General features: G+C 74.9%; 13 protein-coding genes. 2 read left to right on the top strand and 11 right to left on the bottom strand.

Annotated elements, in window-relative coordinates; genetic code table 11:
- Positions 1-20: 20 nt before the first annotated feature.
- Entirely contained in the window at positions 21-1,394 is a 1,374-nt protein-coding gene (locus DMB38_RS35290; protein WP_164716172.1) for a peptidase C39 family protein, read from the bottom strand.
- Between the two features lie 176 nt (positions 1,395-1,570).
- Here DMB38_RS35290 and DMB38_RS35285 point away from each other — a divergent pair, with 176 nt between their 5' ends.
- Together DMB38_RS35285 and DMB38_RS35280 are read left to right on the top strand one after the other, a co-directional pair.
- Positions 1,571-2,179 (top strand): hypothetical protein, encoded by a 609-nt coding sequence (locus DMB38_RS35285; protein ID WP_125938604.1) that lies wholly within the window; start codon positions 1,571-1,573, stop codon positions 2,177-2,179.
- Positions 2,180-2,604: 425 nt separating this feature from the next.
- Positions 2,605-4,470 carry an AAA family ATPase gene (locus DMB38_RS35280; RefSeq protein ID WP_125938603.1) on the top strand — a complete coding sequence of 622 codons (1,866 nt, stop codon included), beginning with the start codon at positions 2,605-2,607 and terminating at the stop codon, positions 4,468-4,470.
- A 72-nt stretch (positions 4,471-4,542) separates the two neighbouring features.
- Here DMB38_RS35280 and DMB38_RS35275 read toward each other — a convergent pair whose 3' ends face one another.
- From DMB38_RS35275 to ribD, 10 genes are all read right to left on the bottom strand, one after another.
- On the bottom strand, positions 4,543-5,658 hold the full coding sequence (locus tag DMB38_RS35275; protein ID WP_125938602.1) for a hemolysin family protein: 1,116 nt from the start codon (positions 5,656-5,658) through the stop codon (positions 4,543-4,545).
- Positions 5,655-7,025 carry a hemolysin family protein gene (locus DMB38_RS35270; RefSeq protein WP_125938601.1) on the bottom strand — a complete coding sequence of 457 codons (1,371 nt, stop codon included), beginning with the start codon at positions 7,023-7,025 and terminating at the stop codon, positions 5,655-5,657. The genes DMB38_RS35275 and DMB38_RS35270 overlap by 4 nt, the downstream gene beginning before the upstream one ends.
- A gap of 169 nt (positions 7,026-7,194) precedes the next feature.
- Positions 7,195-7,635, bottom strand: coding sequence for a PH domain-containing protein (locus DMB38_RS35265; RefSeq protein ID WP_125938600.1), 441 nt, complete (start codon positions 7,633-7,635; stop codon positions 7,195-7,197).
- On the bottom strand, positions 7,632-8,480 hold the full coding sequence (gene hisG, locus DMB38_RS35260; RefSeq protein WP_125938599.1) for an ATP phosphoribosyltransferase: 849 nt from the start codon (positions 8,478-8,480) through the stop codon (positions 7,632-7,634). The genes DMB38_RS35265 and hisG overlap by 4 nt, the downstream gene beginning before the upstream one ends.
- Before the next feature lie 51 nt (positions 8,481-8,531).
- Positions 8,532-8,804: a phosphoribosyl-ATP diphosphatase gene (locus DMB38_RS35255; protein WP_101420011.1), complete on the bottom strand. Its 273-nt coding sequence runs from the start codon at positions 8,802-8,804 to the stop codon at positions 8,532-8,534.
- 34 nt (positions 8,805-8,838) lie between these two features.
- A complete protein-coding gene (gene ribH, locus DMB38_RS35250; protein WP_047019529.1) occupies positions 8,839-9,324 on the bottom strand; it encodes a 6,7-dimethyl-8-ribityllumazine synthase in 486 nt (161 codons plus the stop codon).
- Positions 9,325-9,413: 89 nt separating this feature from the next.
- Positions 9,414-10,799, bottom strand: coding sequence for a 3,4-dihydroxy-2-butanone-4-phosphate synthase (gene ribB, locus DMB38_RS35245; protein ID WP_125938598.1), 1,386 nt, complete (start codon positions 10,797-10,799; stop codon positions 9,414-9,416).
- The gene (locus tag DMB38_RS35240) at positions 10,796-11,461 is read right to left on the bottom strand and encodes a nicotinamide mononucleotide transporter family protein (protein WP_125938597.1); all 666 of its coding nucleotides are present in this window, start codon (positions 11,459-11,461) and stop codon (positions 10,796-10,798) included. Before DMB38_RS35240 ends, ribB begins: the two co-directional genes overlap by 4 nt.
- Complete coding sequence (locus DMB38_RS35235; protein WP_125938596.1) at positions 11,458-12,075, bottom strand: riboflavin synthase; 618 nt, start codon at positions 12,073-12,075, stop codon at positions 11,458-11,460. Before DMB38_RS35235 ends, DMB38_RS35240 begins: the two co-directional genes overlap by 4 nt.
- A 2-nt stretch (positions 12,076-12,077) precedes the next feature.
- Entirely contained in the window at positions 12,078-13,220 is a 1,143-nt protein-coding gene (ribD, locus tag DMB38_RS35230) for a bifunctional diaminohydroxyphosphoribosylaminopyrimidine deaminase/5-amino-6-(5-phosphoribosylamino)uracil reductase RibD (protein WP_125939478.1), read from the bottom strand.
- Between the last annotated feature and the right edge of the window lie 39 nt (positions 13,221-13,259).

Below are 13,259 nucleotides of genomic sequence, written 5' to 3'. Positions count from 1 at the left end.
AGGGGCCCCGCCCAGACGGTTCAGCGGATGCCGACCGCGGCCAGTGCGGCCTGCTGAGCACCGGTGATCTCGCTGCCCCACAGCACGTAGCAGATGCCGCCGGTGCCGGAGCGGACCTTGCCGGCGGCGTCGTAGCGCTTCGTGCGGAGCCAGATGTTCTCCCACTGGCGGCGCTTGTAGACGTGCCGCACCGCAGGGTTGTTCGGCGAGGCCGGGTCGTTGGCGACGACGTCGCCGTCCTTGGTGAAGCCGACGACGGTCATCAGGTGGCCCGACGTGCCGTAGCCCGCACCGTCCAGCTCCGCCTCGATGAAGGACTGGGACGTTATCAGCGGGATGCCGGCGGCCACGAGGAGTTCGGCGTCGGCGAGCGAGCCGAGCCGGGTGACGACACCGTGCATGTCGCGGTACGTGCTCGCGTAGGCGGTGTTGAAGGGCCAGTTGCCGCAGCCCTCGTACTGGTAGTCGTAGGTGAAGCGGGCGGCGTGGCAGACCTGCGGGTCGTCGTAGTCGGGGTTGACCCACTCCAGGTCCCCGGCGGTGGGCTTGCGGCCCCAGTACTCGATGATCATCTGCGCGGACGTGGGGCTGCACCACGCCTCGCCGCCGTTGTCGTACTCCGGGTAGCGGCCGGCGTGGATGTTCTGCGAGTAGCGCGGCACGATCAGCTCGCGCGACAGCCGCGGCGTGCTCGCGGGCACCTCGAAGCGGTCCGGCACGTCCGAGCCCATCGCGCCGACCCGCCACACCTGCGGCGTCGCGTCGCTGCCGGGCTTGCGGTAGAGCGTCACCCGCAACTGGTAGTCGACGAGCCGCAGTCCGCTCGCCGCGTCGTCGACCGCGAAGGTGTCGGTCCAGATGCTGCTCTTGCCGTCCGACTGGTCGTCGACCGTGGTGCGGCGGATGTCCCCGTCGCCCGCGGCCCAGCGGCCCATCACGTACCAGGGCGTGCGGCCGCCGTCGTTGTACGTGCCGCGCAGCTCGACCATCAGCCAGGTGCCGGCCGGGGTGGCGGCGTTCCAGGAGGCGACCACCTCGGTCGCGGCCGGGACGAGCCGGTGGACCGGGGACGTCCAGGTGGCGTACTCCCATGAGGCGGTGGTCCCCGTGTGCGGGTCGGCGTACTCCGTACGGCCCGCGGGGCGGCCGATCACGATGCCGGGGCGGCCGCCGGGGACGACCTTCGTGCCGCGGGCACTGCCGCGGCGCCAGGCCGGCGCGGAGGCCCAGCCGTGGTAGTCGACGAGGGAGCTGCCGAGCGGCGGCCGGCCGGCCGTGCCGCCCGGGGCGACGGGAGCGCTGAGCGCGGCGGCGGACGCGGCCGGGGCGGCTCCGGCCGCTGCGGCTGCCAGGGCGGCAGCCAGCACGGCGCGCCGTGACGCACTTCGGGGCATGGCGGACTCTCCAGACGATAGCGGCGCATGCTGGGGGGCAGGCCACAACTATTCACCCTCGCTCTGCCGTTAGGAAGTCAATCCGTGCTATGAGATGGGTGAACATTGGTTCATACCACTGGTGTGACCTGGGGCGGAGAACGGGCCCGCCGGGCGGTCGCCGTAGCCTTGCGGCGATGAGCGCACCCGACCCCCCGGCATCCGGCTCCGCGCCGGCCGCCCTGGCCCGCGAGCTGCGGGGCCTCGAACCGTCCTGCGGACCCGTGCGGCTGGTGGCCGTCGACGGGCACGCCGGGTCCGGCAAGACGACGTTCGCCGGCCGGCTCGCCGCGGCGCTGGGCGGGGCGCCCGTACTCCGGCTGGACGACATCGCGACACACCGCGAGTTCTTCGGCTGGACCGGACGGCTGCGCCGGCAGGTGCTCGACCCGCTGGCCGCGGGGCGCCCGGCGGTCTACGACGCGTACGACTGGGACGCCCGCGCCTTCACCGCGCGCCGCACCCTGCCGCCGGCGCCCGTGGTGCTCGTCGAGGGCGTCGGCGCGGGCCGCCGGGAGCTGCGCCCGTACCTCGCCCGGCTGTTGTGGATGGAGGTGCCGGCCGCGGTGGCGTGGGCCCGCGGGCGGGAGCGCGACGGGCCGGGGCTCGCGGGGTTCTGGGACGACTGGGAGCGGGCCGAGCGTGCGCACTTCTCGGCCGACCCGTCCCGCCCGTACGCCGGTCTTCTGGTGGTGCGCCGGGGGGACGCGTACCGGCTGGTCCCGGGCCCTGCGAGCGCCCGCTGAACCCGGTGGGCGCACACCCTGCGTAGCCGGTCAGAGGCCCGGCCGGAATCGGCCCCTCCAGGCCCCAACTCCGCTTGACCCGGGGGCAGTACAGGACTTACGTTCTCAGTGAGCGGGCCCCACCGGCACCGCCTCACGCGCGAAGCCCCCGATTGTTCCCCCGTGATCGGGGGCTTCGTTCTGTCCTCAAGAGGGAACAATGGGATGACTTACGTACCGGCCGCCCCTCACCCACGGTCACCGCGGCGGGCGGCCGGGTCCCCCGCGCGCGCGTCCGATACGTGCCGTCGGCCCGCATCGCCGCCGCGGGTACCATGCGAGCAGGCCGTCTTTGCTGCAACTCCCCTGTTCTGCAAGGGAGTTGGCGGGAGACGGCCGACCAGCGACCCGAGGAGATCCACGGGGGAACGGTTGGTGGCTACGTGATGGACAACGGCGCGCGCGGGCCCGAGGCCCCCGCGGAGCTCGCCTGGCTGCGGGGCGTCGACGCCTACACCATGGGCGCGTACACCCGGGCCGAGGAGGAGTTCAGGTCCGCCGTGCGGCTGGACCCGCAGATGGCCGACGCCTGGCTGGGCCTGCACGCGCTGCGGGCGGACACCGCCACGGCGCTGCTGGAGATGTACCGGCACCGCGACCGCTTCGGGGAGCAGCGCGCCCGGCACCGCCGCCCCCTCAACTCCTGGTACTGGCTGGGCTGGTGGGTGCAGCCCGTGCTCGACTCCGGCCGCGACCTGCTGCTCGCGCACGCCTCCCACTGGCTGGACGGCCGGCACGTCGCCGAGCTGGAGCAGGCGCTCGCCGCCTGTCCCCCGGCCGAGGCCGACCCGCAGGTGCGCTTCCTGCACGCCTGCCGCGCGTACCTGGTCAAGGACTGGGAGCAGCTCGTCCGGCTGACCGTGCCGCTCACCGACGACCCGCTGCTGGGCATCGAGGCGGGGCTCTTCGCCGGCATGGCGCGGGTCCGGCTGGAGATGTACGGGCAGGCCGTGCCGATGCTCTCCGCCGCGCTGATGCGCTGCCGCAGCGAGCAGCCGCAGCGCAAGGAGCTGCGCTACTGGCTGGCCCGCGCTCAGGAGGGCTCCGGCCGCAGCGCCGCCGCGCTGCCGCTGTACCGCGCGGTGCACCGGATCGACCCCTCCTTCATGGACACCGCGGCCCGGATCGCCGCCATCGACGGCCTCGACGACTTCGACGGCCTGGACCCGGTGCCGGGCCTGGCCTCGGTCTCCCTCGGCGGCGCCGAGCAGGAGACCGCACCGGGCGACCCCGCTCCCCCGGCGCCCGACGGGCGGGAGCTGGTGCCCGCCGACGAGGTGCTCCGCCCGCCGCCCCCGGCCGGCGGCTCCGGCGTCCTGCGCGAGCGCGCCTCGCTGCACGCGGGCTCCGCGCACCAGCCGGCCGCCGCCGATCCCGGGATGCTCGCCGAGGCGCTGGCCGACCTCGACCGGATGGTGGGCCTCGACCCCGTCAAGCGGCAGGTGCGGGCGCTGTCGGCGCAGCTCAACATGGCGCGGCTGCGGGCCGGCGAGGGGCTGCCGGTGCAGCCGCCGAAGCGGCACTTCGTCTTCTCCGGCCCCTCCGGTACGGGCAAGACCACCGTGGCGCGCATCCTGGGCCGGGTCTTCTACGCCCTCGGGCTGCTCGCCAGCGACCGGCTGGTGGAGGCCGGACGGGCCGATCTCGTGGGCGAGTTCCTGGGCCAGACCGCGGTGAAGGCCAACGACCTCATCGACTCCGCGCTCGGCGGCGTGCTCTTCATCGACGAGGCGTACAGCCTCGCCGGCGTCGGCTACTCCCGCGGCGACGCGTACGGCGACGAGGCCCTCCAGGTGCTGCTCAAGCGCGCCGAGGACAACCGCGACCGGCTCGTCGTCATCCTCGCCGGCTACCCCAAGGGCATGGACCGCCTGCTCTCCAGCAACCCGGGCCTCACGTCCCGCTTCACGACGCGCGTCGACTTCCCCAGCTACCGCCCGCTGGAGCTGACCGCGATCGGCGAGGTGCTGGCCGCGCAGAACGGCGACAAGTGGGACGAGGAGTCGGTCGAGGAGCTGCGCAGCATCTGCGGGCACGTCGTCGACCAGGGGTGGATCGACGAGCTGGGCAACGGCCGCTTCCTGCGCACGCTCTACGAGAAGAGCTGCGCCTACCGCGACCTGCGGCTGTCGGCCTACCCGGGGCCGCCGGGCCGCGAGGACCTCGCGACGCTGCGGCTGCCGGACCTGATGCAGGCGTACGGCGAGATACTCTCCGGCCGCGAGCCGAAGGCCGAGCCGGACGCCGGCTGACCGGCCGCGCCCGGCCCGGGTCTGGTCTGGTCCGGTTCGGCTCCGGCCGGGCCGGAGCCGAACCGCCTCCGGTCAGCCGACCGAGGTGGGCACGTACTCCGCGGCCGTCCCGTCCGCCGTGCGCTGCCGCACCGTCAGCCGGTGGGCGGGGTCACGTACCTCGCCGACCAGCAGCTCCAGCACGTCCTCCAGCGTCACCAGCCCCAGCACCCGCCCCGGCGCCGCCGGGTCGGCCACCGCCGCCAGGTGGGAGGCGCCGCGCCGCATCGCGGCCAGCGCGTCGTCCAGCGGCAGCTCCGGGCGCAGCACGGTCATCGGCCGGAACAGGTGTGCGGGCACGGCCCGTTCGCGCTCGTCCAGGTCGAGGACGTCCTTCACGTGCAGATAGCCGAGATAGGTGGGTCCTGCCGCGCCGCTGCCGCCGGCGTCGCACACCGGGAAGCGCGAGAAGCCGGTGCGCACCGTCAGCTCCTCGACCTGCCGCGGGGTGGCGGAGGCGGTGACCGCGACGATCGAGCCGGGGTCGAGCAGCACGTCGGTCACCGGCCGCGAGCCGAGGCCGAGCGCGTCGTTGAGCCGCCGCTGCTCGCCGTCGCCGAGCAGCCCGGCGTCGCGGGAGTCGGCGACCAGGTCGGTCAGTTGCTCGGTGGTGTAGACGCTGGTGAGCGCCGAGCGCGGCTCCACCCGCACCAGCCGCAGCATGTGCCGGGCCAGGGCCCCGAGCAGCGCCGTGACGGGGCGGCAGAGCCGGGCGAACGCGACCAGCCCGGGCGCGAGCCAGAGCGCCGCCGCGGCGGGCGCGGCCAGCGCGAGGTTCTTGGGCACCATCTCGCCGATCACGAGGTGGAGGCAGACGACGACGGCCAGCGAGACGGCGTAGCCGAGCGGGTGGATGAGCCCGTGCGGCACGTGGGCGGCGTGGAAGGCGGGTTCCAGCAGCGAGGCGATGGCGGGTTCGGCGAGCGCGCCGAGGGTGAGCGAGCAGACGGTGATGCCGAACTGCGCGGCGGCCATCATCTGCGGCAGGTGCTCCAGACCGTGGAGCACCCGGCGGGCGCGGGCGGAGCCGGCGGCGGCGTGCGGCTCGATCTGGCTGCGGCGTACGGAGACGAGGGCGAACTCGGCGCCGACGAAGAACCCGTTGGCCAGCACCAGCAGCGCGGCGAAGGCCAGGTGCAGCGCGCTCACGCGGCCCTCCCCTCCGCCCCGCCCCGGCCCGCCGAGGCGGGCACCGGGGGCGCGCCGTCGGCGGTACGCACCAGCCGCACCAGCGCCGCCCGGTGGTGATCGACGTGCCGTACGGCGAGCCGCCAGCCCGGCAGCGCCGCCGTGTCCCCGGCCGCCGGAATCCGGCCCAGCAGCGCGGCGACGAGCCCCGCCACCGTCTCGTACGGGCCCTCCGGCGCCGTCAGCCCGATCCGGCGCAGCGCGTCGAGCCGGCAGCCGCCGTCGGCGTCCCATGCGGGGCGGCCGTCGGCGGCGGGCGCGGCCCGCAGGTCGGGGACGCCGTCGACCTCCCGGTCGTGCTCGTCGCGGACCTCCCCGACCAGCTCCTCGACGATGTCCTCCAGCGTCACGACGCCCGCCGTGCCGCCGTACTCGTCGACGACGACGGCTATCGGCTGCCCGCCGCGCAGCTTCTCCAGCAGCGGCTGCGCCGGCAGCGTCCCCGGCACCAGCAGCGGCGGCACCGCGATCCGCGCGACGGGGGTGCGCGCCCGGCGGGCGGCGGGCACGGCGAGCGCGTCCTTGAGGTGGACCATGCCGGTGACCTCGTCCAGCCGGCCGGCGTAGACGGGGAAGCGGGACAGTCCGGTGGCGCGGGTGAGGTTGAGGACGTCCGCGGCGGTGGCGGAGGACTGCAGCGCGACCACCCGTACCCGCGGGGTCATCACGTGCTGCGCGGTCAGCTCGCCGAGCGAGAGGGTGCGTACGAACAGGTCGGCGGCGTCCGGCTCGATCATCCCGGCCTGCGCGGAACTGCGCGCCAGGGACCCCAGCTCGGTGGGCGTACGGGCCGACGCCAGCTCCTCGGCCGGCTCGACGCCCAGGAACCGCACCAACCGGTTGGCGGCGGTGTTGAGCAGCGCGATGAGCGGGCGGAAGAAGCGCGAGAACGCGGTCTGCGGCCCGGCGACGAACCGGGCGACGGCCAGCGGCCGGGACACCGCCCAGTTCTTCGGCACCAGCTCGCCGAGGACCATCTGCGCCGCCGAGGCGAGCAGCACCCCGGCGGCCAGCGCGGTGCCGGGCACCGCGCCCGCGGGCAGCCCCGCGGCGGTGAGCGGGCCGCGCAGCAGCCGGCCGAGGGCGGGCTCGGCGAGCATGCCGACGACCAGCGAGGTGAGGGTGATGCCGAGCTGGGTGCCGGAGAGCTGGAACGACAACTGCCGCAGCGCAGCCACGACGCGGGCGGCGCGCCGGTCGCCCGCCGCGGCGGCCCGCTCCGCCTGCGGGCGCTCCACCGCGACCAGCCCGAACTCGGCCGCCACGAAGAAGCCGTTGGCCAGGATCAGCAGGAACGCGAGGCCCAGCAGGGCCAGTGAGGTGATCACCGCGCCGCCTCCGTGCGGGAGGCGGCGCCGGTACTACAGGAGGATCCGTCCATCGCCCTGGGGGGCTCACTCCTCGGGTCGCCGGGTGACCCGGTGCGCGCGGCTCCGGGAGGGCCCCTCGGGGGCCCTGGGCACCAGAGTAAACACGACTCGGGGGTACGGGGCAGAGTCAGGCGCCGGACGCGGCCGTGCCGCGCTCCGCGGCCATCCCGGCGAGCGCCCGCGCGTCCCGCTCGGCCTGCTGCCTGGCGATGCCCGGCTGGATGCCCATCACCGGCAGGCTCGTGCCGTCGGCGAGGTCCAGGGAGACCCAGGGGTCGCCGGGACCCAGGTTGACGCGGAGGATCTCGGCCCAGGCCAGATGCCGGCGGTGGGTGAGGTTGGTGACGGTGACGCCGTCGTCGTCCGCGACCACCTTGGGCCGGCCGAGCAGCAGCAGGCCGCCGAGGAAGAGCAGCCCGACGACGATGAAGCTGATCCGCTCCCCCACGTTCAGGCTCAGCGCCAGCCCGATCGCGGTGAGCGTGGCGAAGATGACCAGCCCGGCGCCGACGAGCACCACCCGGGTGCGGTGAGGCCGGAACGTGACCGGCAGCTCGGCGGCGCTCACAGGCGGCAGGCGTGGATCGTGGTGGTGAGGATGGCCCGCGCCCCCAGGTCGTACAGCTCGTCCATGATCCGCTGGGCGTCCGCGGTGGGCACCATCGAGCGGACGGCGACCCATCCCTCGTGGTGCAGCGGCGAGACGGTGGGCGACTCCAGCCCGGGGGTGAGGGCCACCGCCTTCTCCAGGTGCTCGGCGCGGATGTCGTAGTCCATCATCACGTACCGGCGGGCGACGAGGACGCCCTGCATCCGGCGGAGGAACTGCCGCACCTTCGGCTCCTCCAGGGGCGAGCCGGTGCCGCGGATGACGATCGCCTCGGAGGTGAGGATCGGCTCGCCGATGATCTCCAGACCGGCCTGCCGCAGCGTGGTGCCGGTCTCGACGACGTCGGCGATGATCTCGGCGACGCCGAGCTTGATCGCGGTCTCCACGGCGCCGTCGAGGTGGACGACGTCGGCGTCCACGCCGTTGTCCGCGAGGTGCTTGGCGACCAGCCCGGAGAAGGACGTGGCGACCGTCTTGCCGCCGAAGTCGGCGACGCCCGCGGCGGTGCCGGGGCGGGTGGCGTAGCGGAAGGTGGAGGCGCCGAAGCCGAGCTGCATGATCTCCTCGGCGCTTGCGCCGGAGTCGAGGAGCAGGTCGCGGCCGGTGATGCCGATGTCCAGGCGGCCGGAGCCGACGTAGACGGCGATGTCGCGGGGGCGCAGGAAGAAGAACTCGACGTCGTTGTCTGCGTCGGTGAGCACCAGTTCGTGGCGGTCCGTGCGCTGACGGTAGCCGGCCTCATGGAGCATCGCCGACGCAGGCTCGGCGAGGGAACCCTTGTTGGGGACGGCGATGCGCAGCATGGTCGTGGCTCTTCCTGTTCTGCCGGGTCGGCTGACGGGTGCGTACGGGCGTCAGAGGTGGGCGTAGACGTCGTCCAGGGAGATCCCCCGGGCGACCATCATCACCTGCAGGTGGTAGAGGAGTTGGGAGATCTCCTCCGCGGTGCGCTCCTCGCCCTCGTGCTCGGCGGCCATCCAGACCTCCGCCGCCTCTTCGACGACCTTCTTGCCGATGGCGTGCACGCCCTGCTCGACGAGCTGGGCGGTGCGGGAGGTGGCGGGGTCGCCGGTGGCGGCCTTCTGGCGGAGCTCGGCGAAGAGCTCCTCGAATGTCTTGCTGGCCATGGTGGGCCCAAGTCTACGGGGTCCGCGGGGGCACTCAGCGCCAGGGTTCCGCGACGTTCCGCAGCGCCGTGGCGGTGGCCACGGCGGCGGTGGCCGCCTCGTGGCCCTTGTCCTCCACCGAGTCCGCGAGCCCGGCGCGGGCGAGCGCCTGCTCCTCGGTGTCGCAGGTGAGCACGCCGAAGCCGACGGGCACGCCGGTCTCCACGCCGACGCTGGTCAGACCCTGGGTGACGCCCTGGCACACGTAGTCGAAGTGGGGGGTGCCGCCGCGGATGACGACACCGAGGGCGACGACGGCGTCGTAGCCGCGGCCGGCCATCGCCTTGGCGACCACGGGCAGCTCGAAGCTGCCGGGCACGCGCAGCAGGGTGGGCTCGGCGATGCCCAGCTCGCCGAGGGCGCGCAGGGCGCCGTCGACGAGCCCGTCCATCACCTGCTCGTGCCAGAGCGCCGCGACGACGGCGACCCGCAGGTCCTCGCAGTTCTTCACGGTCAGTTCGGGTGCGCCCTTGCCGCTCACGGCTCTCCTCGTTCGCTGTGCTCTACGGATGTGCGGGGTGTTGGGGTACGGGTGTGTCGGGGTGTTGGGGAAACGGTGTCGCTAGGGCGTCACTGGTTGCTGCACACCGCGACGGGCGCGCCGTCCAGCCACGGCAGGTGGTGGCCCATGCGGTCGCGCTTGGTGCGCAGGTAGCGCAGATTGTGCTCGCCGGCCTCGACGGGGGTGGGCTCGCGGCCGGTGACGGCCAGGCCGTGGCGGAGCAGGGCGTCGACCTTCTCCGGGTTGTTGGTCATGAGACGCACGGAGGTGACGCCGAGGTCGGCGAGCATCCGGGCGCCGGCGGCGTAGTCGCGGGCGTCGGCGGGCAGGCCCAGCTCCAGGTTGGCGTCGAGGGTGTCGCGGCCGCGCTCCTGGAGCTCGTACGCGCGCAGCTTGGACAGCAGGCCGATGCCGCGGCCCTCGTGGCCGCGCAGGTAGATCACGACGCCGCGGCCCTCGGCGGCCACGCGGCGCAGCGAGGCGTGGAGCTGCGGGCCGCAGTCGCAGCGCTGGGAGCCGAAGACGTCGCCGGTCAGGCACTCGGAGTGGAGGCGTACGAGCACCCCCTGGCCGAGGTCGTCGTCCCCGCCGACGTCGCCCATGACCAGGGCGATGTGCTCGACGCCGTCGGCCGCCGAGCGGTACCCGTACGCGGTGAAGTCGCCGTACGCGGTGGGCAGCCGGGTCTCGGCCTCGCGGCGTACGGCGGGGGCGTCCGCGGGAGCGTCCGCAGGCACGGCAGCGGGCCCGGCGGCGGCCGGTGCCGCGGGGGGCTCCGGGTCGGCCGGGGCGCGCTCGGTGGTCCTGCGGTACTCGATGAGGTCGGCGATGGAGATGATCGCGAAGCCGTGCCTGCGGGCGAACGGCACGAGCTGCGGCAGCCGCAGCATCTCGCCGTCCTCGCCGGCGATCTCCACGATCGCGGCGGCCGGGCGCAGCCCGGCGAGCCGGGCCAGGTCCACGCTCGCCTCGGTGTGCCCGTCGCGGACGAGCACGCCGCCCTCGCGGGCACGCAGCGGGAAGATGTGCCCGGGACGGACGAAGTCCGCGGCGACGGCGGCGGGGTCGGCGAGCAGCCGGATCGTGGCCGCCCGGTCCGAGGCGGAGATGCCGGTGGTGACGCCGTGGGCGGCGGAGGCGTCCACGGTGACGGTGAAGGCGGTGCGCAGGGACTCGGTGTTGCGCTGGACCATCTGCGGGATGCCGAGCCGGTCCAGCTCCGCGCCGGTCATCGGCATGCAGATCATGCCGCTGCACTCGCGCATCATGAACGCCACGGTGGCGGGCGTGATCAGCTCGGCGGCGACGACGAGGTCGCCCTCGTTCTCGCGGTCCTCGTCGTCCACGACGACCACGGGCCGGCCGGCGGCGATCTCCTCTATCGCGCGCTCGACCGGGTCGAGGCGGAGATCCTCCGCCTCCCCGGCGGGCGGCCAGGTCGTAAGAGCGGTCATGCGGCGGCTCCTTCCAGTGCCTCCGGCCGCCCGGCGGCGGGCGGGGCGGTGCGGCGGCTCGCGGTCCACCAGGCGCGCAGGCCGAGGAGGACGACGACGCCGTAGACGACGTACACGAGGGCGGAGAACTTCAGGTCGCTGGAGTACGCGAGGGGGACGCCGACCGCGTCGACGGCGAGCCAGGCGAACCAGAACTCGACCCAGCCGCGGGCCATGGCGACCATGGCGGCGACGGAGCCGGTGAACAGGTAGGCATCCGGCCAGGGGTTCCAGGACAGCGACGGGACGGCGAGGAAGAGCAGGGCCACGGCGGTGGTGCCGGCCGCGGTGGCGGCGACGAGCCAGGCGCGCTCGGTCCAGGTGGCGAAGCGCACCCGTATCGCCCCGCTCTCGCGCCGGCCGCGCGTCCACTGCGCCCAGCCCCACACCGAGACGCCGACGACGAGCAGTTGCTTGCCGACGCCGCCGGTGAGACCGGCGGAGGCGTACGCGACGACGAGCACCGCGCCGGAGAGCAACTGGGCCGGCCACACCGCCACCGAGCGGCGCCAGCCGAGGGCGAGGGCTGTCAGCCCCAGCACGTTGCCGGTCATGTCGGCCCACTTGATGTCCTCGCCGAACACCGAGAAGGCGACGCCGTTGAGGGAGTCCAGGGCGCTCACTCCCGGGCTCCGTCCGCGCGGGCCGCGTGCGGGGCGACGAGCCGCTCGACGTACTTGGCGACGATGTCGACCTCCAGGTTGACCCTGTCCCCCGGCTTCTTGAAGCCGAGGGTGGTGAGCGCGAGCGTCGTGGGGATGAGGCTGATCGTGAAGAAGTCGGGGCCCGCCTCCACGACGGTGAGGCTGACGCCGTCGACGGTGACGGAGCCCTTCTCCACGACGTAGCGGGAGAGGCCGGCCGGCAGCGAGACGGTGACGACCTCCCAGTTGTCGGAGGTCTTGCGCGCCGTGATCTCGCCGGTGCCGTCCACGTGGCCCTGCACCAGGTGCCCGCCGAGGCGCCCGCCGACGGCGGTGGGGCGCTCCAGATTGACCCGGTCGCCGGGGCCGAGGCCGCCGAGGCTGGAGCGGTCCAGCGTCTCGGCCATCACGTCGGCGGTGAACTCGGCGCCCTCGTGGTCGACGACGGTCAGGCACACGCCGTTGACGGCGATGGAGTCGCCGTGCCGGGCGCCCTCGGTGACGACGGGGCCGCGGAGCCGGAAGCGGGCGGCGTCGGGCAGTTCCTCGACGGCGACGACCTCGCCGAGCTCTTCAACGATTCCGGTGAACAACGTCAGCTCTCCTTGGTGGCGGGCGGCTCGGGCGCGGGCCCCGGCACGGCGGTCAGCCGCAGGTCGGGGCCGAGGTGATCGACGGCGGTCACATCGAGGCGCAACGCCTCGCCGATCGTCCCGATTCCGGCGTCGGCGAGCGCGGCGGGCCCGGCGCCCAGCAGGACGGGGGCGAGGTAGCAGACGACCCGGTCCACGACGCCGGCGGCGAGGAACGCCCCGGCCAGGGCCGGGCCGCCCTCCAGCAGGACGGAGCGCACGTCCCGCCCGTACAGCGCGGCGAGCAGCGCGGCGACGTCGAGGCCGCGGCCGCCTGCGGCGCGGGGCAGCCGCACCACGTCGGCGCGGCGGCCGGCGCGGGCCGCGGCGGCGTCGAGGACGGCGTCGAGGTGGCCGACGGCGGAGTCCGCGGCGTCCGCGGCCACGGCGACGAGGGTGGGGGCGGCGCCGTCGAGGATCCGGGCACCGGGGGTGAGCGCGGTGCCCCCGGTGTCGGCGACGACGCGCAGCGGCTGGGTGACGCCGGCCTCGGCGCGCGGTCCGCGGACGGCGAGCTGCGGGTCGTCGGCGCGCAGGGTGCCGGAGCCGACGACGACGGCGTCGGCCTCGGCGCGCAGCCGGTGCACGTCGGCGCGGGCGGCCGGTGAGGTGATCCAGCGGCTGGTGCCGTCGGCGGCGGCGCTGCGGCCGTCGAGGGTGGCGGCGTACTTCCAGAGCACGTAGGGGCGGCCGCGGAGCACGGAGGTCAGCCACGGCTCGTTCCCGGCGGCGGCCTCGTCGGCGAGCAGGCCGCCCTCGACCTCGATGCCCGCGGCGGCGAGCGCGGCGGCCCCGCCGCCGGCCGCGGGGGTGGGGTCGGCGACGGCGTAGACGACGCGGACGACGCCGGCGTCGGCGAGGGCGCGGACGCAGGGGCCCGTGCGGCCGGTGTGGCTGCAGGGTTCGAGGGTGACGACGGCGGTGCCGCCGCGGGCCCGCTCCCCCGCGTCGGCCAGCGCGGCGACCTCGGCGTGCGGACCGCCTGCGCGGGCGTGGTGGCCCTCGCCCGCCGGGTGCCCGGCGGCGTCGAGGATCACGCAGCCGACGACGGGGTTGGGGCTGGTGTCGCCGAGCGCCCGGGAGGCGAGCGCGATGGCGCGGCGCATCGCCTGCGCTTCGGCTGGGGTGGCCACCGGGTCCTCCTG

This window comes from Streptomyces sp. WAC 06738 (assembly GCF_003945505.1).
In the GTDB taxonomy this organism is placed as follows: domain Bacteria; phylum Actinomycetota; class Actinomycetes; order Streptomycetales; family Streptomycetaceae; genus Streptomyces.
Note: the sequence above shows the minus strand (reverse complement) of the source record. Positions and strands in the feature narration are given on the sequence as shown.

What these genes read in the sequence shown, in the direction of transcription:
- ribB (WP_125938598.1), bottom strand. Translation starts at nt 10,799, where the DNA reads ATGACCGCTCTTACGACCTGGCCGCCCGCCGGGGAGGCGGAGGATCTC.
- hisG (WP_125938599.1), bottom strand. Translation starts at nt 8,480, where the DNA reads ATGCTGCGCATCGCCGTCCCCAACAAGGGTTCCCTCGCCGAGCCTGCG.
- DMB38_RS35255 (WP_101420011.1), bottom strand. Translation starts at nt 8,804, where the DNA reads ATGGCCAGCAAGACATTCGAGGAGCTCTTCGCCGAGCTCCGCCAGAAG.
- DMB38_RS35290 (WP_164716172.1), bottom strand. Translation starts at nt 1,394, where the DNA reads ATGCCCCGAAGTGCGTCACGGCGCGCCGTGCTGGCTGCCGCCCTGGCA.
- DMB38_RS35285 (WP_125938604.1), top strand. Translation starts at nt 1,571, where the DNA reads ATGAGCGCACCCGACCCCCCGGCATCCGGCTCCGCGCCGGCCGCCCTG.
- ribD (WP_125939478.1), bottom strand. Translation starts at nt 13,220, where the DNA reads ATGCGCCGCGCCATCGCGCTCGCCTCCCGGGCGCTCGGCGACACCAGC.
- DMB38_RS35280 (WP_125938603.1), top strand. Translation starts at nt 2,605, where the DNA reads ATGGACAACGGCGCGCGCGGGCCCGAGGCCCCCGCGGAGCTCGCCTGG.